Annotated in this window: 22 protein-coding genes and 1 pseudogene; 19 read left to right on the forward strand and 4 right to left on the reverse strand. The window is 69.5% G+C overall.

Annotation, left to right across the window (positions count from 1 at the left end):
- Positions 1 to 5 precede the first annotated feature (5 nt).
- Genes ACAM42_RS23855 through ACAM42_RS23875 form a run of 5 tightly spaced genes read left to right on the forward strand, consistent with a single transcriptional unit; the run spans position 6 to position 3,677 of the window.
- Complete coding sequence (locus ACAM42_RS23855) at positions 6 to 764, forward strand: GntR family transcriptional regulator (protein ID WP_159275933.1); 759 nt, start codon at positions 6 to 8, stop codon at positions 762 to 764.
- Entirely contained in the window at positions 761 to 1,558 is a 798-nt protein-coding gene (locus ACAM42_RS23860; protein ID WP_369629632.1) for a transporter substrate-binding domain-containing protein, read from the forward strand. Before ACAM42_RS23855 ends, ACAM42_RS23860 begins: the two co-directional genes overlap by 4 nt.
- Positions 1,559 to 1,573: 15 nt before the next feature.
- The gene (locus ACAM42_RS23865; RefSeq protein WP_062475944.1) at positions 1,574 to 2,236 is read left to right on the forward strand and encodes an amino acid ABC transporter permease; all 663 of its coding nucleotides are present in this window, start codon (positions 1,574 to 1,576) and stop codon (positions 2,234 to 2,236) included.
- Between the two features lie 18 nt (positions 2,237 to 2,254).
- Entirely contained in the window at positions 2,255 to 2,908 is a 654-nt protein-coding gene (locus ACAM42_RS23870; protein WP_354343738.1) for an amino acid ABC transporter permease, read from the forward strand.
- A complete protein-coding gene (locus ACAM42_RS23875) occupies positions 2,892 to 3,677 on the forward strand; it encodes an amino acid ABC transporter ATP-binding protein (RefSeq protein WP_369629633.1) in 786 nt (261 codons plus the stop codon). The genes ACAM42_RS23870 and ACAM42_RS23875 overlap by 17 nt, the downstream gene beginning before the upstream one ends.
- 15 nt (positions 3,678 to 3,692) lie before the next feature.
- Here ACAM42_RS23875 and ACAM42_RS23880 read toward each other — a convergent pair whose 3' ends face one another.
- Positions 3,693 to 4,019 carry a LysR family transcriptional regulator gene (locus tag ACAM42_RS23880; protein ID WP_369629634.1) on the reverse strand — a complete coding sequence of 109 codons (327 nt, stop codon included), beginning with the start codon at positions 4,017 to 4,019 and terminating at the stop codon, positions 3,693 to 3,695.
- Positions 4,020 to 4,416: 397 nt separating this feature from the next.
- On the reverse strand, positions 4,417 to 4,962 hold the full coding sequence (idi, locus tag ACAM42_RS23885) for an isopentenyl-diphosphate Delta-isomerase (RefSeq protein WP_369629635.1): 546 nt from the start codon (positions 4,960 to 4,962) through the stop codon (positions 4,417 to 4,419).
- A gap of 523 nt (positions 4,963 to 5,485) precedes the next feature.
- On the opposite strand from idi, the gene ACAM42_RS23890 reads away from it, so the two are divergent.
- The 11 genes from ACAM42_RS23890 (at position 5,486) to ACAM42_RS23940 (ending at position 13,208) form a co-directional block, all read left to right on the forward strand.
- Positions 5,486 to 5,983, forward strand: coding sequence for an AAA family ATPase (locus ACAM42_RS23890; protein WP_369629636.1), 498 nt, complete (start codon positions 5,486 to 5,488; stop codon positions 5,981 to 5,983).
- A 26-nt stretch (positions 5,984 to 6,009) separates the two neighbouring features.
- Positions 6,010 to 6,498, forward strand: a complete 489-nt coding sequence (locus ACAM42_RS23895; protein ID WP_369629637.1) for a GNAT family N-acetyltransferase — start codon at positions 6,010 to 6,012, stop codon at positions 6,496 to 6,498.
- A gap of 72 nt (positions 6,499 to 6,570) precedes the next feature.
- The gene (locus tag ACAM42_RS23900) at positions 6,571 to 7,152 is read left to right on the forward strand and encodes a DUF1439 domain-containing protein (RefSeq protein WP_369629638.1); all 582 of its coding nucleotides are present in this window, start codon (positions 6,571 to 6,573) and stop codon (positions 7,150 to 7,152) included.
- Positions 7,149 to 8,156, forward strand: coding sequence for a glycerophosphodiester phosphodiesterase (locus ACAM42_RS23905; protein ID WP_369629639.1), 1,008 nt, complete (start codon positions 7,149 to 7,151; stop codon positions 8,154 to 8,156). The genes ACAM42_RS23900 and ACAM42_RS23905 overlap by 4 nt, the downstream gene beginning before the upstream one ends.
- Positions 8,153 to 8,428, forward strand: coding sequence for a hypothetical protein (locus tag ACAM42_RS23910; protein WP_070062497.1), 276 nt, complete (start codon positions 8,153 to 8,155; stop codon positions 8,426 to 8,428). Before ACAM42_RS23905 ends, ACAM42_RS23910 begins: the two co-directional genes overlap by 4 nt.
- Before the next feature lie 40 nt (positions 8,429 to 8,468).
- Entirely contained in the window at positions 8,469 to 8,879 is a 411-nt protein-coding gene (locus ACAM42_RS23915; RefSeq protein WP_369629640.1) for a hypothetical protein, read from the forward strand.
- Between the two features lie 77 nt (positions 8,880 to 8,956).
- Positions 8,957 to 10,456 (forward strand): TolC family protein, encoded by a 1,500-nt coding sequence (locus tag ACAM42_RS23920; protein WP_369629641.1) that lies wholly within the window; start codon positions 8,957 to 8,959, stop codon positions 10,454 to 10,456.
- 1 nt (position 10,457) lies between these two features.
- On the forward strand, positions 10,458 to 11,846 hold the full coding sequence (locus tag ACAM42_RS23925) for a multicopper oxidase family protein (RefSeq protein ID WP_095948997.1): 1,389 nt from the start codon (positions 10,458 to 10,460) through the stop codon (positions 11,844 to 11,846).
- A gap of 33 nt (positions 11,847 to 11,879) precedes the next feature.
- The gene (locus ACAM42_RS23930) at positions 11,880 to 12,398 is read left to right on the forward strand and encodes a plastocyanin/azurin family copper-binding protein (RefSeq protein ID WP_369629642.1); all 519 of its coding nucleotides are present in this window, start codon (positions 11,880 to 11,882) and stop codon (positions 12,396 to 12,398) included.
- 21 nt (positions 12,399 to 12,419) lie between these two features.
- Positions 12,420 to 12,869, forward strand: a complete 450-nt coding sequence (locus ACAM42_RS23935; RefSeq protein ID WP_369629643.1) for a DUF411 domain-containing protein — start codon at positions 12,420 to 12,422, stop codon at positions 12,867 to 12,869.
- A 48-nt stretch (positions 12,870 to 12,917) separates the two neighbouring features.
- Positions 12,918 to 13,208: a copper-binding protein gene (locus ACAM42_RS23940; RefSeq protein WP_062475985.1), complete on the forward strand. Its 291-nt coding sequence runs from the start codon at positions 12,918 to 12,920 to the stop codon at positions 13,206 to 13,208.
- Between the two features lie 3 nt (positions 13,209 to 13,211).
- On the opposite strand, the gene ACAM42_RS23945 is transcribed toward ACAM42_RS23940, so the two are convergent.
- Entirely contained in the window at positions 13,212 to 14,513 is a 1,302-nt protein-coding gene (locus ACAM42_RS23945) for an NAD(P)/FAD-dependent oxidoreductase (protein WP_369629644.1), read from the reverse strand.
- Between the two features lie 40 nt (positions 14,514 to 14,553).
- On the opposite strand from ACAM42_RS23945, the gene ACAM42_RS23950 reads away from it, so the two are divergent.
- The 3 genes and pseudogenes from ACAM42_RS23950 (at position 14,554) to pabB (ending at position 18,770) form a co-directional block, all read left to right on the forward strand.
- Positions 14,554 to 15,582, forward strand: a complete 1,029-nt coding sequence (locus ACAM42_RS23950; RefSeq protein WP_369629645.1) for a P1 family peptidase — start codon at positions 14,554 to 14,556, stop codon at positions 15,580 to 15,582.
- Positions 15,583 to 15,609: 27 nt separating this feature from the next.
- On the forward strand, positions 15,610 to 16,989 hold the full coding sequence (locus ACAM42_RS23955; RefSeq protein ID WP_062475995.1) for a TAXI family TRAP transporter solute-binding subunit: 1,380 nt from the start codon (positions 15,610 to 15,612) through the stop codon (positions 16,987 to 16,989).
- A 24-nt stretch (positions 16,990 to 17,013) separates the two neighbouring features.
- Positions 17,014 to 18,770: pseudogene (pabB, locus tag ACAM42_RS23960) on the forward strand (aminodeoxychorismate synthase component I).
- Between the two features lie 75 nt (positions 18,771 to 18,845).
- Here the strand turns inward: pabB and ettA are convergent.
- On the reverse strand, positions 18,846 to 20,507 hold the full coding sequence (ettA, locus tag ACAM42_RS23965) for an energy-dependent translational throttle protein EttA (protein WP_062475998.1): 1,662 nt from the start codon (positions 20,505 to 20,507) through the stop codon (positions 18,846 to 18,848).
- Between the last annotated feature and the right edge of the window lie 135 nt (positions 20,508 to 20,642).

The raw sequence follows: 20,642 nt of genomic DNA on the forward strand, positions 1-20,642 counted from the left end.
GGCCCATGGCCATCTCCGCATCCGAAATCAGTGCACGCATCGTCGAAGCGGTGATGGCGCAGAAGCTCGCGCCCGGCGCGCGCCTGGGCGAGCAGCCGCTGGCGATGCTGTTCGACTGCAGCCGCACCATCGTGCGCGAGGCGCTCACGCGGCTGGCCGCGCGCGGCATCGTCACGGTGAGCGCGCGGCGCGGCTGGTTCGTCATCGAGCCCTCGCAGGACGAGGCGCGCGAAGCCTTCGAGGCGCGGCGCGTGATCGAGCTCGGCCTCATCCGCAGTACGGACAAGATCGACAAGGCCGCCCTGCGCCAGCTGAAGGCGCACCTGCAGCGTGAAAAGGCCGCACTGAAAGAGAGCGACGTCGGCCACCGCAGCTTCCTGCTGGGCGACTTCCATGTGTGCCTGGCCGAGTGCCTGGGCAACACGCTGCTGGCCGACACGCTGCGCGACTTCACCGCGCGCACCACGCTGATCGCCATGCTCTACCAGAGCACGCACGACGCGGTGCAGTCGTGCGAAGACCACGTGCAGATCGTCGCGGCGCTGGAGCGCGGCGACCACGCCGCCGCCGAGGCGCTGATGGCCGAACACATCGGCACGGTGCAGTCGGCGCTGCGCGTCCAGGCGCCCGCCGACCCGCTCGCGCAGCTGCGCGATGCGCTGGCACCGCTGAACAACACCCCCGCGCCGAAGCGCCGCCGCAAGGCCGCGCCCGCCGACGACGCCACCACCGATTCATCGACCTACCTAGGAGCCCTGCTATGACCTCTTTCGCCACCCGCCGCCTCGCCCTCGCGCTGGCCAGCGTCGCCCTGCTGGCCGCCACCGGCGCCGCCCAGGCGCAGAACGCGCTCGACAACGTGCTCAAGGCCAGGACCATCAAGATCGCCGTGCCCACCGACTACCCGCCGTACGGCTCGGTCGACCGCAACATGCAGCCGCAGGGCCTGGACGTGGAGATGGCGCAGCTCGTCGCCGCCAAGCTCGGCGTGAAGGTCGAGCTGGTGCCGGTGACGAGCGCCAACCGCATTCCCTACCTGCAGACGCGCAAGGCCGACCTCGTGATCTCCACGCTCGGCAAGAACGTCGAGCGCGAGAAGGTGATCGACTTCAGCGCGGCCTACGCGCCCTTCTTCCAGGCCGTGTATGCGGCCAAGAGCATGAAGCTCACGAGCTTTGCCGACATGGCCGGCAAGACCGTCGCCGTGACGCGCGGCGCCATGGAAGACCAGGAACTGAACAAGGTGGCGCCGCCGAACGTCGACTACCGCCGCTTCGAGGACAACAACGCGACGATCGCCGCCTTCGTGGCCGGCCAGACGCAGACCCTCGCCACCAGCGCGGCGGTGGCCGGCGACATGCTCGCGAAGAACCCGAAGGTGAGCGCCGAGTACAAGCTGCTGCTGAAAGACAGCCCCTGCTTCATCGGCATCGCGAAGGGCGAGACCGCATTGAAGACCCGGGTCAACGAGATCATTGCCGCCGCCAAGAAGGACGGCACGCTCGACGCGATGTCCAAGAAGTGGCTCGGCAAGGTCGCCGGCGACCTGCCGGTCTGAGCTGAAGGCGCGGCCATGGGCATTGAATTCGACTTCGGCGCGGTGCTCGCCGAGTGGCCGCTGCTGCTGCGCGGCGTGGCGTGGACGCTGGGCCTCACGGCCGTGGGTACCGTGCTCGGCCTGGCCGTGGGCACGCTGTGCGCGTGGGCCCGCTCGGGCGGGCCGGCGTGGCTGCGCGCGCTCGTGGGTGCTTACGTGGAGCTGATCCGCAACACGCCCTTCATCGTGCAGCTGTTCTTCATCTTCTTCGGGCTGCCGGCCGCGGGCGTGAAGCTCTCGCCCGAGGTGGCATCGGTGATCGCGATGGTAATGAACCTGGGCGCGTACTCCACCGAGATCATCCGCGCCGGCATCGAGGCCACGCCCAAGGGGCAGATCGAGGCGGCCGTGAGCCTGGCGCTCAGCAAGGCGCAGGTGTTCCTGCGCGTGGTGCTGCCGCCGGCGCTCAAGAAGGTGTGGCCCGCGATGGTGAGCCAGATCGTCATCGTGATGCTGGGCTCGGCGGTGTGCGGGCAGATCTCGACCGAGGAGCTGAGCTATGCGGCCAACCTGATCCAGAGCCGCAACTTCCGCGCCTTCGAATCCTTCATCGTCGCCACGCTCATCTACCTGGCGCTGGCCGTGGCGCTGCGCCGCCTGCTCCAGTGGGCGGGGCCGCGCTTCTTCTTCGGCCGCTGAACGCGAGGCCCTTGCACCATGGTCGATTTTTCTCTGTGGGACATCCTGCGCAACCTGCTGATGGCGCTGCGCTGGACCGTCGTGCTCTCGCTCATCGCCTTCGTCGGCGGCGGGCTCGTGGGCGCGCTGCTGCTGTTCGCGCGGCTGCGCGGCGGCAAGGCGGCGCAGCGGGCCGTAGGCCTGTACGTGCAGCTGTTCCAGGGCACGCCGCTGCTGATGCAGCTGTTTCTCGCCTACTTCGGCATCGCGCTGTTCGGCATCGACGTGTCGGCGTGGACCGCCGCGAGCGTGGCGCTCACGCTGTACACCAGCGCCTTTCTCACCGAGATCTGGCGCGGCTGCGTGGCCTCGATCCCCAAGGGCCAGTGGGAGGCCTCTGGCAGCCTGGCGCTGAGCTTCGGCGAGCAGATGCGCCACGTGATCCTGCCGCAGGCCGTGAAGATCGCCATCGCGCCGACGGTCGGTTTCCTGGTGCAGGTGATCAAGGGCACGGCGCTGGCGTCGGTGATCGGCTTTGTCGAGCTCACCAAGGCCGGCAGCATGATCTCGAACGCCACCTTCCAGCCCTTCGTGGTGTTCAGCTGCGTCGCCCTGCTTTACTTCGTGCTGTGCTTCCCCGTGAGCCTGTACGCCAAGACCCTCGAGAGGAAGACCCATGGCCGCCGTGCTTGAACCAACACCACAACCCGAAGCCGCACCGTTCGCCGCGCCCATCGTGCGCATCACGGCGCTGCGCAAGTCCTACGGCACGAACGAGGTGCTCAAGGGCATCGACCTCGATGTGAAGCGCGGCGAGGTGATCGCCATCATCGGCAAGAGCGGCTCGGGCAAGAGCACGCTCCTGCGCTGCATCAACGGGCTCGAGGTGTTCCAGGAAGGTGCGCTCACGGTCGACGGCAAGCCGCTCCTGCACGAGAGCGCGATGGCCATGCGCACGCTGCGCCAGCGCGTGGGCATGATCTTCCAGGGCTTCAACCTGTTCCCGCATCTCACGGTCGGCAAGAACGTGATGCTGGCGCCCACGCTGGTGAAAAAGCGATCGTCGATGGAAGCCGCCTCGCAGGCGCGCAAGCTGCTCGAACGCGTGGGCCTGGCCGAGAAGTTCGATGCGATGCCCGAGCAACTGTCGGGCGGCCAGCAGCAGCGCGTGGCCATTGCGCGCGCGCTCGCGATGGAACCGGCGGTGCTGCTGTGCGACGAGATCACCTCGGCGCTCGACCCCGAGCTGGTGGGCGAGGTGCTGCGCGTGGTGGAGTCGCTGGCCGACGAAGGCATGACGCTGTTGATGGTCACGCACGAGATGAGCTTTGCGCGCAAGGTCAGCGACCGCGTGATCTTCATGCACCAGGGGCGCGTGCACGAGATGGGCCCGCCGGCGGAGCTGTTCGGCGCGCCGCAGACGCCGGAGCTGAAGCAGTTTCTTTCGTCGCTGCACGACTGACCCGGCCCTGGCGGGCTACAGGCGCTGCTGCGATTCGTCGATGCCGCACAGCAGGCCGGCGGCCTGCGGCGGCAGCGGCCGCCCACCGCGCCGCTCGACCTCTTCGCCGGCCTGCAACACGACCTGCACCTGCTGGAACAGTTCGCAGCCGGCCGCGGTCAGCTGCACGCCCTGCTGGCTGCGCGCGAACAGCGCGTGCCCGAGGATGCCTTCGAGCTCCCTCACGCGGGCCGTGATGGCCGGCTGGCTGACGAAGAGGTGGCGGGCCGCCGCGTTGACGGAGCCCAGCGTCGCGGCCCAGTGAAAGGCCTCCAGCTGCCGGAAGGTGATGCGCAACACCACGGCCACCTCTCAGCCGGGGGCTGTCGTGGACGGGCACAGGGACACCTCGGCCTGTTCGCTCTTCTGCTTCATGTCTGCCTTCTTTCAAAGCAATTCAATCGCATCGAATGGCAAAAAAGGCCACGCAACGGGGAACTCTAATTGCGTGAATTCCCATGACCACGGACAAAAAACCACGGATTCAATCAATTCAACAGAGGTGATTCCTTCTCATCAAATCCTTGAATTACCCGACCCTCAGGCTTGTAAGGCATCGCCGAGAGCGAATTGACAATTTAGTGCAATAAATGTTCTCGTTGAAGAGAAATTTTCTTATATAGAACTTTGGAATTACATGCGATGGGACAAAAAAACCACGGCAACCGGTGGGCCTTGCGAGCCCGTGGCGAAGCGCGCCTCACCCCGCCGCCAACGCGCGTTCCCGCCAGGACCCCAGGCCTTCCGGCCCGAAGCGTTCGGCGATGCGGTGCAGCCAGATGGTGAAGTGCGCCGGGGCGCGCGCCAGTTCGCGGTGCAGGTCGGGCAACGCCAGCCATCGCCATGCGCGCACCTCGCTGGGGTCGGGTTGCGGCAGGTCGCGCGCGATGCCGACGAACACGTGGTCGTACTCGTGCTCGACCAGCTCCGCGGACACCGCCTCCCGGTAGAGAAAGGCCGCCACCGGCTGCAGCGCGCACCGCAGGCCCAGCTCTTCGTGCAGCCGCCGCACGGCGGCTGCGCCCGTTGCCTCGCTGGGGCGCGGATGCCCGCAGCAGCTGTTGCTCCACAGGCCGGGCGAGTGGTACTTGCCCAGCGCGCGCTGCTGCAGCAGCACCTGTCCATGCGTGTCGAACAGGAAGATCGAGAACGCCCGGTGCAGGACGCCCTCGCGGTGGGCGCTCATCTTCTCGACCGCGTGCAGGGGGCGGTCTTCGGCGTCGACGGCGATCAGGAATTCGTCCATGAGGCGCTCCAAAGTGCGGGCCGGGGAGCCTCACGGCCCACCGATTTCCGTGGCTTTCGTCCTTGAAAAAATCGGCTCGCTTCTTTAGCACGTATTTTTTGACAGCCCTCAATAAGAAATTCAAATTAGTTCTTAATAATTACATCGACGCAGAATATAGAAAATGGAATAAATGCAAATAATTACACAGATAACAAAAATATCGAATTGGATTCACGAATGAGCGCAATCTGCCCAACAGGAATTTCCGGTGCATTTCAAACCGTGGTTCCTGGTTCACGCCGCAGCCCGGTCAATGACGTGCGATCGGCAAAGGCGTGATCGCCGCCGCTTCCCCGCGCGCCCCGCGCCGGGTTACCCTCGAGCCCATGGCCTGCCTTCGCACCGCATCGATCATTCGCCCGCTCTCGCGAGAGCGGGTCGGCTAGCGCACGGTTCGAAACCACGCCATGCAACCCGCCCCAGGAGGCGGGTTTTTCTTGTCCGTCTCCCGGGGTTTGTTCCCCCACCCGCAGGAGACCGAATGACATCGACACCACCCCCACCGCCCGTGCTCCACATGGTCTGCGGCAAGATCGGCGCCGGAAAATCCACGCTGACCCGGCGCCTGGCGCAGGCGCCCGCCACCGTGTGCATCAGCGAGGACACCTGGCTCGCCGCGCTCTACCCCGGCGAAATCCACCCACTGCCCGACTACGTGCGCGCCGCGGGCCGGCTCAAGCAGGCGATGGGCGAGCACGTCTGCGCGCTGCTGGGCGCCGGCGTGTCGGTGGTGCTCGACTTTCCGGCCAACACGGTGAGCCACCGCGCCTGGGCGCGCGGCCTCTTCGAGCAGGCCGGCGCGGCGCACCAGCTGCACTTTCTCGACGTGCCGGACGAGGTCTGCAAGACGCGGCTGCGGGCGCGCAACGCGGCGGGCGAGCACCCGTTCGAGACCTCCGACGCGCAGTTCGACCTGATCACCCGCCACTTCGTGCCGCCCACGGCCGAGGAAGGCTTCCACGTGATCCGGCACGCCTGACACCGGTGCCGGTAAGCTGCGCGCCGATGCACATCGAACCCGCCCTGTCCACCGAAGCGCCCGCCGTCGCGGCCGTGTTGACCGAAGCCGCGCAATGGCTCGCCGAGGGCGGACGCCCGCTCTGGAGCGCCGCCGACACCGGCCTCCAACGCATCCAGCGCGACACCGACGCCGGCCGCTACGTGGTGGCGAAAGAGAACGGCGACTGGGCCGGCGTGATGCGCCTCGATCTGGAAGACCCGTCGTTCTGGCCCGAGATCGCGCCCGGCAGCGCGCTGTTCGTGCACAAGCTGGCCGTGCGCCGCGCCTGGGCGGGCCGGGGCGTGTCGCGCGCGCTGCTGGGCCATGCGTGCGACCACGCCCGCGCGCTCGGGCGCCCCTGGTTGCGGCTGGACTGCGTGGCCGACCGCACCGCGCTGCGCACGCTGTACGAAGGCTTCGGCTTCGCGCTGCACAGCTGCATCGACCTGCGCGGCGGGACGTTTGCGCGCTACGAACTGCGCGTCGACGGCTGACCGTCCGACACGCCGACGCGCCCCTTCGGCGCTGGCGGGAACCTCATCGCCTGTGGCAAGCTCGCACGCTCCATGACCGACCGAACCCCGCCCTCTCATTTCCGCCGTCGGGTGCTGCGTGCGCTGCTGGGCGCCGCCGCCCTGCCCGCACCGTTCGCGGCGCTGGCCGGCTTCAATTTCTTCACCAACGAGTACACCGCCACGCGCGAGGAGCTGCAGTCGCAGATCGCCAAGCGCTTTCCGGTGGCCGAGCGCTATGCCGAGATCTTCATGGTCGGGCTGCGCGACCCGCAACTGGGCCTGGACGGGCGCGCCAACCGCGCCGCCATCACGGCCACGCTGACCATCGCCAGCCCGCTGCTGGCGGCCTCGCCGGTGCAGGGCGTGGTGTCGGTGAGCAGCGCGCTGCGCTACGACGCGGCGGCACGCGCGCTGCGGCTCGATCAGCCCAAGGCTGAGCGCCTCGAGCTGCAGGGCGTGGAGGGCCGCGACGCCGAGCGCCTGCAGAAGGTCGGCGCGGTGGTCGCACAGGAACTGCTGCAGGGCCAGATCCTGCGCAGCTTCACGGCCGACGAACTCACGGTCGGCCGCAAGACCTACGAGGTCGGCGACATCACGGTGCAAGACAACGGCATCAAAGTGCAACTCAAATGAAACATCGCGCCGTCCTTCTTGTCCTGATCGCCGCTGCGCTCGTCGGCGCCGGCTGCGCCGCCATCGCCCCGAAGGCGAAACAGCATTTCGACCTGCAGGCCCACCGCGGCGGACGCGGCCTGGCGCCCGAGAACACGCTGGCCGCGTTCTCCAACGCGATGGACCTGGGCGTGACCACGCTCGAACTCGACATCGGGCTCACGGCCGACGGCGTGGTGGTGGTGTCGCACGACACGGCGCTCAACGCCGACCACACGCGCGACGCGCGCGGCGCCTGGCTCACGGCCAAGCCCGCCCCTTCCGTGCGCTCGCTCACGCTGGCGCAGCTGCAGACCTACGACGTGGGCCGCCTCAACCCCGAGAGCAACTACGGCAAGCAGTTCGCGCTGCAACAGCCGCGCGACGGCGAGCGCATTCCCACGCTGGCCGCGCTGTTCGCGCAGGTGCAGGCGCGCGGCGCCGATGCCGCGCGGGTGCACTTCAACATCGAGACCAAGATCGACCCGACCAAGCCCGACGAAACCGCCGCGCCCGAGCCCATGGTGCGCGCGCTGCTGGCCGAGATCGACAAGGCGAAGATGGCCGACCGCGTGACCATCCAGAGCTTCGACTGGCGCACGCTCGCGCTGGTCGGCCAGCTCGCGCCGCAGCTGTCGCGCGCCTACCTCACCACGCCCCGCACGTTGAAGGACAGCCGCTGGACCGCCGGCCTTGACGCCGCCGGCTTCGCCTCGGTGCCGCAGCTCGTGAAGGCCGCGGCCGGTGCATCGGCCGGGCCGCTGATCTGGTCGCCGGCGCACGCCGACCTGGGCGCCCCCGCCATCCGCGAGGCGCAGAAGCTCGGCATGAAGGTCGTGCCCTGGACCGTGAACCAGCGCGCCGACATGGTGCGGCTCATGGACGCGGGCGCCGATGGCCTGATCACCGACTACCCCGACGTGCTGCGCGACCTGATGCGCGAACGCGGGCTGGCACTGCCACCACCAGCGAAGGCCACCTCATGAGCACTGTGACGCAACTCGACACCATCGCCTCGGGCATCGCCGCGCTGCAAGGCGGCGGCGGCTCGGTCGCCACGCTCTCCACGGCCGCGCGCGCCAGCACCGAGCTGCTCGGCGCCCTGCCGCCGCGCTACGGCGAGGTGCTGCTGAACCTGCTGGACCGCCTCGAATCGAGTGCGCTGTTCAGCGAGGAAAGCTGCTCGTTCAGCCAGAAAGACCTGCTCGACAACCTGCAGGTGTGGGTCGACAAGGCCCGCGGCCAGCTGGTGTCTTGAGGCGCTGACGCCCCGCCCCGGTTTATCATCGCGCCCAACCATGCGCACCCTGCTGCTCGCCCTCATGATCGCCCTGCTGCCCATCCGCGGCTGGCTCGGCGACGCCATGGCGCTCGAGATGGTGCGGCATTCGCTGCCCGCCGCCGAGGCGGTGGTGGCCGCGGCAAACGGCATCGCCGAATCGCACTGCCATGACGCCACCATGGAGGCCGACACCGGCCACGACATGGCGGCCATGCACGGCACCAGCGGCGACACGCAACAGTCCCACGGCACCGACCACGCGAACTGCGGCACCTGTGTCGCCTGCCAGGTCTGCCACACGGTGGCGCTCGGCGGCATGCCGCTGGTCGACACCCCGCATGCGGCGCCCCAGGCGCCGCCGGCCGCACACGCGGCCCGCTTTGCCAGCGCCGAGCCCGTCCTGGGCTTCAAGCCGCCCATTTCCTGATCTTCCTGCCCGTAGTCCGTCCGCAGTGAGCCTTTGCCGGCTCGCAGCGTTCGCCGTATTGCCCATGGAGATCGCTCGTGAATTCCCTTGCTCGCCGGCCGTATGCCGGCATCCCCTGCTATCGAACAGATAGCCCGCCCCTCGGGCGAAAAAGTCACCTTTTATTCCTCAGAACCGCCGCCGCGCTGGCCGCTGCGCTGGTGCTCGCCGGCTGCGCCAGCCTGTCGCCCGACGGCGGCGCCGGCGACGTGCAGGCGCTGGTCGACGGCAACCCGCTCATGGCCGGCGCCGCGGCTCAACGCAAGCCGGACGATGCCTCGCAGCAAAGCGTCGACGCGCTGCTGGCCAAGCCGCTGGACGCCGAAGCCGCCGTGCGCATCGCACTCGTCAACAGCCCGCGCGTGCAGGACGCCTTTGCCACGCTGCAACTGAGCGACGCCGACCGCGTGCAGGCCGCGAGCCTGCCGAACCCGGTGCTGTCCTTCAGCCGACTGGCGCAGGGCAGCGAGCGCGAGTTCGAGCGCATGCTGACTTTCAACGTGGTGGGCCTCCTCACGCTGCCGTGGCAGGCGCGATGGGCCGGCCAGCGGCACGAGGCCGCCAAGCTGCAGGCCGCGCAAAGCGTGCTGCTGCTGGCCGCCGACACCCGCCGCGCCTGGGTGCGCGCGGTGGCCGCGCAGCAGAGCGTGAGCTACCTGCGCGATGCGAAGGACGCCACCGAGGCCGGCGCCGAACTGGCGCACCGCATGGCCCAGGTCGGCAACTGGAGCGCGCTGCAGCGCACGCGCGAACAGCTGCTGCTGGCCGACGCGTCCGCGCAGCTCGCACGCGCCGAACAGGCGGCCGTCGCCAGCCGCGAACAGCTCACGCGCCTGCTGGGCCTGAGCGGCGCGCGCACCGGCTACACCCTGCCCGACCGCCTGCCGCCGCTGCCGAAAGCCGCGCCCGAGCTCGGCGACGTGCAGGCCCTGGCGCTGCGCGACCGGCTCGACGTGCGCTCGGCGCGGGCGCAGAACACGGCCGTGGCCGGTTCGCTCGGCCTGACGCACGCCACCCGCATGATCAATGCGATGGAGCTGGGCGTGGTGCGCAACACCACCTTCGAGAACGACGCCGATCGCTCGAAATCGACCACGCGCGGCTTCGAGCTCGAGCTGCCGATTCCGATCTTCGACTGGGGCCAGGCCCGCAGCGGCCGCGCCGAGGCGCAGTACCTGCAGTCGGCCGCGCGCGTGCGCGACGTGGGCGTGCTCGCGGCCAGCGAGGCGCGCGAAGCCTGGCAGGGCTGGAACACCGCCTACGCCCTGGCGCGCCGCTACCGCGACGAGGTGCTGCCGCTGCGCAAGCAGGTCAACGAGGAGATGGTGCTGCGCTACAACGGCATGCTCGCCAGCGTGTGGGAGCTGCTCGGCGAAACGCGCGCCAGCATGCTCGCCGTGAACGCCGGCATGGAGGCCCAGCGCGATTTCTGGCTGGCCGACACCGATCTGCAGCTGGTGCTCACGGGCAGTTCGCCCGGCGGCATGACGGCCCTGCAAACTGCCGCCACCAACGAACCTGCGGCGGGAGGCCACTGACATGAACCGTCGCAACTTCTTTGCGGGCGCCGCCACGGCCGTGGCCGCCACCACCGTGAGCCGCGTGAGCATGGCCGCGCTGCCCGAGCCGGTGACGCAGGCATCGACCGCCACCGCGCCACCGCTGGTGCCGCCCAACGGCCGGCCCTACAACCCCGTCGTCACGCTCAACGGCTGGACGCTGCCCTGGCGCATGAACGCCGGCGTCAAGGAATTCCACCTCGTCGCCGAACCCGTCGTGCGCGAGATGGCGCCCGGCTTCAAGGTCAACATGTGGGGCTACAACGGCCAGTCGCCGGGCCCGACCATCGAGGTGGTCGAGGGCGACCGCGTGCGCATCTTCGTGACCAACAAGCTGCCCGAGCACACGACCGTGCACTGGCACGGCCAGCGCCTGCCCAACGGCATGGACGGCGTGGGCGGCATCACGCAGCCGCACATCCCGCCGGGCAAGACCTTCGTCTACGAGTTCACGGCGCGCCGCCCCGGCACCTTCATGTACCACCCGCACGCCGACGAGATGGTGCAGATGGCGATGGGGATGATGGGCTTCTGGGTCACGCACCCGAAGGCGGAGCATCCGCTGATCGAGAAGGTCGACCGCGACTTCTGCTTCCTGCTCGGCAGCTTCGACGTGGAGCCCGGCAGCGCCACGCCCAAGGTCAACACCATGACCGACTTCAACATCTGGAGCTTCAACAGCCGCGTGTTCCCGGCCATCGACACGCTCAACGTGCGCAAAGGCGACCGCGTGCGCATCCGCGCGGGCAACCTCACGATGACCAACCACCCGATCCACATCCACGGCCACGAGTTCGAGGTGACCGGCACCGACGGCGGCCCCGTGCCGCGCACCGCGCGCTGGCCCGAGGTGTCGGTCGACGTGGCGGTGGGCCAGATGCGGCAGATGGAGTTCATTGCCGACGAGGAAGGCGACTGGGCGCTGCACTGCCACAAGGCGCACCACACGATGGGCCCGATGGGCCACGACGTGCCGACCATGATCGGCGTGGACCACAAGGGCGTGGCCGAAAAAATCAAGAAGCTCGTGCCCGACTACATGGTGATGGGCGACAAGGGCATGGCCGACATGGGCGAGATGGAAATGCCCATTCCCGAGAACACCGTGCCCATGATGACCGGCACCGGCCCCTTCGGCTCGGCCGAGATGGGCGGCATGTTCACGCTGCTGAAGGTGCGGCGCGACCAGAAGCCGGGCGACTACCGCGACCCGGGCTGGTTCAAGCACCCGGCCGGCACGGTCGCGCGCGAGGTGTCGGCCAGCGGTGCGCCCGTGGCGCCGCGCAAGACGGGCGCCGCGCCCGCCAGCCCCGACAGCGGCAGCGCCACCGTGCGCAAGCCCTCGGGCCATGGGGCCCACAACCACTGATCGCATCGATCCAACTTTTTTGAGATTCCATTCATGAACACCCGTTTCTCCACCCTCGTCGCCGGCCTCGCACTCGCAGCCGTCACCACGCTCGCCACGGCCCACGAAAGCCACGCACCCAAAACTGGCACCGCTGCCGCCTCGCTCGCGCCCGAGCAGAAAGCCTGGGGCATCGCCGGCAAGGCCAGCGCCGTGAAGCGCACGATCGACATCGCGATGGCCGACGACATGACCTTCACGCCCTCGGTCCTCGAGGTGCGTGAAGGCGACACCATCCGCCTGCGGCTGAAGAACCGCGGCAAGGACCTGCACGAGCTCGTGCTTGGCACCACCGCCGTCATCGAGGACCATGCCGCCATGATGAAGAAGCACCCCGGCATGGAGCACGACGAGCCCTGGATGGCGCATGTGCAGCCGGGCAAGACCGGCGAACTGATCTGGACCTTCAACCGCGCCGGCGACTTCGACTTCGCCTGCCTCGTGAAGGACCACTACGAACTCGGCATGGCCGGCCGCGTGCGCGTGCGGGCCGCTGCCGCGCCCGCACGATGACCCACTGAAAGGAACCCCACCATGCAACGACGAACCCTCCTGAAACTCGCCGCCGCCACCGCGTCCCTGCCGCTCGCCGCGCAGGCCGCCGCGCCGATGGTCGAGATCTGGAAAGACCCGAACTGCGGCTGCTGCCAGGACTGGGTCAAGCACCTCAACAAGAACGGCTTTGCCACGCGCGTGCACGACGAGGGCAACGGCCCCGCGCGCGAGCGGCTCGGTATTCCAGTCAAGCTGGGTTCGTGCCACACCGGCCGCGTCGGCGGCTACGCCATCGAAGGCCACGTGCCGGCGCGCGAGATGCAGCGCCTGCTGAAGGAAAAGCCCAAGGCCATCGGCCTGGCCGTGCCCGGCATGCCCATCGGCTCGCCCGGCATGGACGGCCCGGCCTACGGCGACCGGCGCGACGCCTACGACGTGCTGCTGGTGCTGGCCGACGGCAGCACGCGCGTCTTCCAGAGCTACCGCTGAGCCCCTCTTCACCCTTCATCCCATCCAAACAAGGAAGGAACACCGACCATGAAAAAAGTCCTCACCGCCCTCTCCACCCTCGTGCTCGCCGCCGCGGCGTTCGCGCAGGCCGCGCTGCCCCAGGTCGACGGCGAAGTCCGCAAGGTCGACACCGACGCCAAGAAGATCACCCTGCGCCACGGCGACATCCCGAACCTCGAGATGACCGGCATGACCATGGTGTTCCGCGTGAGCGACCCGGCGCTGCTCGCCAAGGTGAAGGCCGGCGACAAGGTGAAGTTCACCGTCGACAAGGTCGACGGCGCACTCACCGTGCTGTCGATCACGCCGGCGAACTGAACCTCAGGACCTGAAGCGCCCCGGATCGAAGGGCGCCAGCGGTATCTCCGGCGCAACGCCCGCCAGCAGTTGCACCGCCAGCCGCCCGGTTCGCGCCGAGCCGCACAGGCCGACGTGGCCATGCCCGAAGGCCAGCACGATGTCGCCGCTGGCCGCCGACGGGCCGATGCACGGCAGTCCGTCGGGCAGGCTCGGGCGGTGTCCGAGCCAGTGCGCCACCGAAGACGCACCGGGCGCGGGCGGTGCCAGCGACGGGAACATCGATTGCAGATGCGCGTGCAGGATCTCGGCGCGGCGCCAGTCGGGCGCCGCTTCGAGGCCCGCGATCTCCACCTGGCCGGCCGCGCGCAGGCCGCCGTCCATCCAGTGCGCGATGAGTTTGCCGTCGGCCACCATGGTCGGCGTGCGCGGGCCGGCCGTGGCGCCATCGATCACCACGTGGTAGCCGCGCTCGGACTCCAGCGGCACCGCCGAGCCTGCCGCCGCGGCCAGCGGGCCCGAGCGCGCGCCGGCGCAGATGGCAGCACCATCGCAGGCGATCTCGCCGGCCTCGGTGCGCACGGCGCGCAGCCGGCCGCCCTCGATGCGAAAGCCGGTGGCCCGAGCGGCGACGCGTTCGGCGCCCGCAGCGAGCGCATGGTGCGCCAGGGCCGCCACGTAGGCGCCCGGATTGCGACAGTGGCCGGCTTCGGGCACGAAGATGCCGAGCGTGTAGCGCGCGGCCAGATCGGGCTCGCGGCGGTGCAGTTCGTCCGCCGGCCATTCTTCCCACTGGACACCGGCGCGCCGGCGCACGCGCCAGCCCAGCGCGTCGCCGTCGAACTCGGCGCGCGAACGGTAGGCATGCAGCAGCCCGCGCCGCTCGATGAGCTGCGGCACGCCGGCCTCGGCGGCCAGTTGCGCATGCAGCGCGGGCGCATCGGCCAGCAGCGTGCGCAATGCGTCGGCGGTGCGCTGCACGCGCGCCTCGGTCCAGCCCGAGGCCAGGTAGCGCAACAGCCACGGCAGCGCGCGCGGCAGGTGGCGCCAGCGCAACGCCAGCGGCCCGAGCGGGTCGGCCAGCCAGCCCGGCACCTTGCGCCAGGCCCCCGGCAGCGCGGGCGGCACCACGGAGTGCGACGACAGCCAGCCGGCGTTGCCGTAGCTCGTGGCCTGCGGGCCACCCGGCTCGCCGGGCTCCACCAGCGTCACGCGCAGGCCCGCGCGCAGAGCCTCGATGGCGGTGGCACAGCCCACCGCGCCCGCGCCGATCACCACCACGTGGCGGCTGCCGCCCTCGGGGGAGAAACTTCTTGCAACTGTCATTGTGGGGATCGTAAAGGTCGCGGTCCCATAATCGGCCGCCATGTCCGCTGCGTCTTCTTCCCCCTCTTCTCGCGCCGGTGCCATCACCGACGTCGCCGGCATCGAAGTCGGCCATTTTTCCGACACCCGCCGCCCCACCGGCTGCACCGTGATCATTGCGCGCGACGGCGCCGTGGCCGGTGTCGATGTGCGCGGCGCTGCGCCCGGCACGCGCGAAACCGACCTGCTCTCGCCCGGCAACCTCGTGCAGGAAGTGCACGCCGTCATGCTCGCGGGCGGCAGCGCCTGGGGCCTGGCCGCCGCCGAGGGCGCGATGCGCTGGCTCGAAGAGCGCGGCGTCGGCATGGACGTGCGCTTCGGCACCCTGCCCATCGTGCCGGCCGCCGTGCTGTTCGACCTGCCGATGGGCGACGCGCGCATCCGCCCCGACGCAGCCGCAGGCTACGCCGCCTGCGAAGCCGCCTCGACCGACGCGCCCGCCGAAGGCAACGTGGGCGCGGGCACCGGCGCACTGGTGGGCAAGCTCTTCGGCGTGCACCGCGCGATGAAGGGCGGCATCGGCACCGCCTCGGTCACCGTCGGCGGCGTCACGGTGGGCGCACTCATCGCGGTCAATTCGCTGGGCGACGTGATCGACCCCGACACCGCCCTGCCCGTGGCCGGCGCGCGCACCGAGGACGGCGCCGCCCTGCTCGACACGCGCCGCGCGCTGCTGCGCGGCGACCTGCCCAAGCCGCTGCTGGCGGGCACCAACACCACCATCGGCGTGATCGCCACCGACGCGGTGCTGACCAAGGTGCAGGCCAACCGGCTGGCCATGGTGGCGCACGACGGCCTGGCGCGCGCCATCAACCCGGTGCACACCATGAGCGACGGCGACACGCTGTTCGCACTGGCCACCGGCCGCGTGCCGCTCGAAGGCGACGCGCCCGGCATGACCGTGCTGAGCACCATGGCCGCCGAGGCCACCGCCATCGCCACCGTGCGCGCGGTGCGCGCGGCGCGCGCGGTGACCGTGGGCGAGCTGCACATTCCCTGCGCCGCCGACCTGGCCGCACCGCGCAGCTGACCCGCGCAACGCACGACGAGGCACCCCATGGCGTTTCCCCGCACCCTGAAGCTGATCCTGCTGTCGATCCGCGACCTGATCGCCTCGGCCGGCCCGATCGTGTTCATCGTCATCGGCCTGCTGATTGCGGCCTACTGGTGGCTGCAGCCGCAGCCGCCCAAGCACGTGACGCTGGCCACCGGCCCCACGGGCAGCGCCTATGCGCAGTTCGGCAAGCGCTACGCCGACGCCTTGAAGCACAGCGGCATCACCGTCGAACTCAAGGCCACCTCGGGCTCGACCGAGAACCTGCAACTGCTGCGCACCGGCGGCGCCGACGTGGCCTTCGTGCGCGGCGGAAGCGCCGACCCGGTGGCCGACGAAGAGGCCGGCCTGCGCTCGCTGGGCGCGCTGTTCTTCGAGCCCATCTGGCTCTTCTACCGCACCGACACCGCGCAGAAGATCGATCGCAAGACCGGCACGCTGACCTCGCTCACGCAGCTGCGCGGCCTGCGCGTGAACGTCGACCTGCCGGGCAGCGGGCTGCCCGAAATCATGGAGCGGCTGCTCAAGGCCAACCGGCTCGGGCCCGACGACCTGCTGCTGTCGAACCTCGAGCAGGCCGCCGCGGCCGAGGCGCTGCAGGCCGGGCTGCTCGACGCCATCGTGCTGTTCTCGGCGCCGCAGTCGCCGCAGGTGCAGCGGCTGCTGCGCGCCGGCGACATCCAGCTCATGGACTTCGGCCAGGCCGAGGCCTACACGCGGCGCTTTCCGTTCCTCTCGGCCGTGTCGCTGCCGCGCGGCGTGGTCGACCTGTCGAAAGACCTGCCGCTGCACGACGTGTCGCTGCTGGCCGCCACCACCTCGCTGCTGTCGCGCGACGAGACCCACCCGGCCCTGCGCCAGCTGTTCGCGCAGGCCGCGCAGACCGTGCACAGCGACGCCGGCTGGTTCAATCGCGCGCGCGATTTCCCCAACACCCGCACCAGCGAACTGCCCGTGAGCCCCGAGGGCGACCGCGCGATCAACGGCACGCCGCCGTTCTGGCAGCGCTACCTGCCGTTCTGGGCCAGCAACCTGGTCGAGCGCATGTGGCTGGTGCTGGGCGGCGTGCTGGTGCTGATGCTGCCGCTGAGCCGCGTGATCCCGCCGCTGTACCAGTTCCGCGTGCGCCGCCGCGTGTTCCGCTGGTACGCGCGGCTGCGCGACATCGAGGCCAAGGTGGACGGGCGCCAGAGCCAGGCCGAACGCGACAAGCTGCTGGAAGAACTCGACGACCTCGACCGCGTCGTCAACAAGGTGGCCGTGCCGCTGTCGTACGCCGACGAGCTCTATGCGCTGCGCAACAACATCTACGCGGTGCGCAAGCGGGCGCTCGCGGGATCGGCGGGCGCAGCAGCCGCCGCGCCGGTCCGCGCGGCCACCTGACAAGAAGGCCCGGGCGCGCGCTTGCTGTCCACGCTGATCGATTTCGCCGACCCGCGCACCGACGGGGCGACCCGGCTGCGCGCTGCCTTCGGCGCGCCCGTGCGCGTGCTCGTCGCCCATGCGCCGCACGAGGTGCGCCCCGTGCTGGAGGCCGTCGAGGCGCTGGCCCGCGAAGGCCGCTGGTGCGTCGGCCACCTGCGCTACGAGGCCGCCGCGGCGTTCGATCCGGCGTTCGAGGTGCATGCGCCCGACGGGCCACTGGCCTGGTTCGGCGTGCACGACGCAGCATTGCCGTGGCCCGACGCGCCGGTGCCCGCCGTGGCGCCCGTCGCATGGACAGCCGACCTCTCGCGTGAAGCCTTCGACCGCAACATGCAGGCGATCCACCGCGCCATCGCCGACGGCGTGCTGTACCAGCTCAACTACACGGCGCCGCTGCGCGCCACTTTCGACGGCGACGCGCAGGCCTGGTTCCATGCGCTGCGGCAGGCGCAGCCCAATGGCTACGGCGCCTTCATCGACACCGGCGACGAGCAGGTGCTGTCGGTGTCGCCCGAGCTGTTCTTCGACCGCGACGGCGACCGCATCCTCGTGCGCCCCATGAAGGGCACCGCACCACGCGGCGCCACGCCCACCGAGGACGCGGCCCACGCGCTGCGGCTGCGCACCGTGCCCAAGGAGCGCGCCGAGAACGTGATGATCGTGGACCTGATCCGCAACGACCTCTCGCGCGTGGCCCAGCCCTTCTCGGTGCGCGTGCCGCGCCTCTTCCATACCGAGGCGCTGCCCACCGTGTGGCAGATGACCTCCGACGTGGAGGCCCGGCTGCGCGAAGGCACGACGCTGGCCGACCTGTTCGCGGCGCTGTTCCCCTGCGGTTCCATCACCGGCGCGCCGAAGGTGAGCGCCATGCGCATGATCCGCGCGCTGGAGCCCGACGCGCGCGGCGTGTACTGCGGTGCCGTGGGCGTGGTGCGGCCCGGCGGGCACGCGACCTTCAACGTGCCGATCCGCACCGTCACGCTGCGCGGCAACGCCGCCCGCTGCGGCATCGGCAGCGGCATCACGGCCGACGCGCAGGCGGATGCGGAGTGGGACGAGTGGCGGCACAAGCGCGCCTTTCTCGGCGCGGCGGTATCTTCGCAACCATGACGTCCTTCGAACTGCTCGAAACCCTGGCGCTAGCCGATGGCGTACTGCGCGATGCGCCTGCGCACCTGGCCCGCATGCATCGGGCGGCTGCGCACTTCGGCTATCCGTGGCACGAAGCGCAAGTGACGGACCGCCTGGACCAGTTGCGCACCACGCATGCCGCAGGCACATGGCGCGTGCGCCTGCTGCTCGACGCGCAAGGGCAACCGCGCGCCGAAGCCTTCGCCATGGACACCCCGCCGCCGCGCGTGCGCCTGCAGCTGGCTGCGCGCGCCTTCGACGAGGCCGACAGCGAGTTCTCGCGCTTCAAGACCACGCGCCGCGCGCACTACGAGGCCTTTGCGCCCACCGAGCCGGGCGTGTTCGACACGCTGCTGTGGAACCGCGATGGCGAGATCACCGAATGCACGCGCGGCAACATCGCGCTGCGGCTCGACGGCCGCTGGGTCACGCCGCCGCTGCACTGCGGCCTGCTCGACGGCATCGGCCGCACGCGCCGGCTGCGCGACGGGCAACTGACCGAAGCGGTCGTGCGCGTGGGCGAGCTGCCGCGCGTCGAAGCGCTGGCCTTCGTCAACAGCCTGCGCGGCTGGCTCGACGCGGACCTCGTCGGCCACGGCGTTCCCTGAACGACAAAGCGCGCGGCCCCTTGCGGAACCGCGCGCTCTGGTCGTCGAAGCGGCCGAAGCCGCCTGCGTCCTGTCTTACTTGAGGGCCTTGTAGCGCATGCGCTTGGGTTTTGCGCCTTCTTCTCCCAGGCGCTTCTTCTTGTCGGCTTCGTACTCCTGGTAGTTGCCGTCGAAGAAGGTCCACTGGCTGTCGCCTTCGGCGGCCAGGATGTGCGTGGCGATGCGGTCGAGGAACCAGCGGTCGTGGCTGATGACCATCACGGTGCCGGCGAACTCGAGCAGCGCGTCTTCCAGGGCGCGCAGGGTTTCCACGTCCAGGTCGTTCGAAGGTTCGTCCAGCAGCAGCACGTTGCCGCCTGCGATCAGCGTCTTGGCCAGGTGCAGACGGCCGCGTTCACCGCCCGACAGCGTGCCGACCTTCTTCTGCTGGTCGGCGCCGTTGAAGTTGAAGCGGCCCGCGTACGCGCGGCTGGCCATCTGGAACTTGCCGACGTTGATGATGTCCAGGCCGTTCGAGATGTCTTCCCACACGGTCTTGTCGGACGCCAGCTCGTCGCGGTGCTGGTCGACGAAGGCCATCTTCACGGTCTGGCCGATGACGACCTCGCCCGTGTCCGGCTTTTCCTTGCCCGCGAGCAGCTTGAACAGCGTCGACTTGCCGGCGCCGTTCGGGCCGATGATGCCGACGATGGCGCCCGGCGGCACGGTGAAGCTCAGGTTGTCGATCAGCATGCGGTCGCCGAAGGACTTGCTGACGCCGTGGAACTCGAACACCTGCTGGCCCAGCCGCTCGGCCACAGGAATGAAGATTTCCTGCGTTTCGTTGCGCTTCTGGTATTCCATGTCGCTCAGCTCTTCGAAGCGGGCCAGGCGCGATTTGCTCTTGGCCTGGCGTGCCTTCGGGTTCTGGCGCGACCACTCGAGTTCCTTCTTCAGGGCCTTGGCGTGGGCTTCTTCGCTCTTTTGCTCCTGCGCCAGGCGTTCGCCCTTCTGCTCGAGCCAGGTGCTGTAGTTGCCCTTCCAGGGAATGCCGCGACCGCGGTCCATTTCCAGGATCCACTCGGCGGCGTTGTCCAGGAAGTAGCGATCGTGGGTGATGGCCACCACGGTGCCCGTGAAGCGCTGCAGGAACACTTCGAGCCACTCGACCGATTCGGCGTCCAGGTGGTTGGTCGGTTCGTCGAGCAGCAGCATGTCGGGCTTGGACAGCAGCAGGCGGCACAGCGCCACGCGGCGCTTTTCACCGCCCGACAGCAGGCCGATCTTGGCGTCCCACGGCGGCAGGCGCAGCGCGTCGGCGGCAATTTCCAGCTGGTGCTCGGAATCGGTGCCGGCGGTGGCGATGATGGCTTCGAGCTGGGCCTGCTCGGCCGCCAGCGCATCGAAGTCGGCGTCTTCGGCACCGTAGGCGATGTACACCTCTTCGAGGCGGGCCTTGGCCGCGAACACCGCGCCCATGGACTCCTCGACCGATTCGCGCACCGTGTGCTCGGCGTTGAGCTTGGGTTCCTGCTCCAGGTAGCCGATCGTCATCCCCGGCATGGGCAGGGCCTCGCCCTCGAATTCCTTGTCCACACCCGCCATGATCTTGAGCAGCGTGGACTTGCCCGAGCCGTTCAGGCCGAGCACGCCGATCTTGGCGCCGGGGAAGAAAGAGAGCGAAATGTCCTTCAAGAGCTGCCGCTTGGGCGGCACGGTCTTGCTGACGCGGTTCATCGAATAGACGTATTGAGCCATCTGTGAATGATTACCTTGGGTAGCTTGGGATTTGCGTAAAAGCACGGTCGTCCGGACAGTGATCCGGGCGCGGCGAACCCATGATTATCGACTCATGCGACAATAGTCCTCGTTGCCGGGTCCAGTTGCCCGCAA

The sequence above is a fragment of the Variovorax sp. V35 genome, from assembly GCF_041154465.1.
GTDB lineage: Bacteria > Pseudomonadota > Gammaproteobacteria > Burkholderiales > Burkholderiaceae_C > Variovorax > Variovorax boronicumulans.